The 652-nt window shown below is 39.7% G+C and carries 1 pseudogene; it reads right to left on the bottom strand.

Annotation, left to right across the window (positions count from 1 at the left end):
* Nucleotides 1-414: pseudogene (locus tag V7D75_RS03925) on the bottom strand (RNA polymerase factor sigma-54); the annotation flags it as partial.
* Nucleotides 415-652: the final 238 nt, after the last annotated feature.

Genomic DNA, 652 nt, shown 5'->3' with positions numbered 1-652 from the left:
ATAATCGTCGCCCTCCACGGCATAGTTATCGATTGCTTCATCATCAAAACTGGCTTGCTGTAATTTATCTAAACTATCGCTACTGTATTCATCACTACTATTGTCTTCATAATCAAAACCATCATCCAAAGAATGGGTAGATTTAGCAAACGAATCAACGCTAGCATTTTGATTCCAACTATCTAATGTTAACGGCTCGCCATTATGACTGTCGTAACTGTCACAATCAACATAGTCATCTTCATCTTCATCCTCTTCCACACGTTCTAGCAAAGGATTGCTATCAAGCTTCGCCTGTACCTCCTGCGCGAGCTCAAGACTAGAGAGCTGCAGCAATTTGATGGCTTGCTGCATTTGCGGGGTTAGCTTTTGCGAGGTATTTAGCGTGGTCGCCAATCCAAACGACATACTCATGGGTGACTTTTACCTTCCGATTGTGATGATGCTAACTAGGTTATGCGGGTTGAAGCATACGCTTATTAACGCTTATCATCATTAAAAAGCGCTTTAGCCTATCAGGTCATGACGATAGCATTTTTTGCTACAATGTTGCTATGATAATTTATATTCTGTTCAGATAAGCTATTTTTAGCTTTTGTTCACATTATAAAACTGCAATAGCTTTGCAGGGATGCCAAGCTTTTAAATATAA

Origin of the sequence: Psychrobacter sp. (assembly GCF_036731945.1) — a bacterium.
GTDB lineage: Bacteria > Pseudomonadota > Gammaproteobacteria > Pseudomonadales > Moraxellaceae > Psychrobacter.
This window is presented reverse-complemented; position numbering and strand designations above follow the sequence as displayed.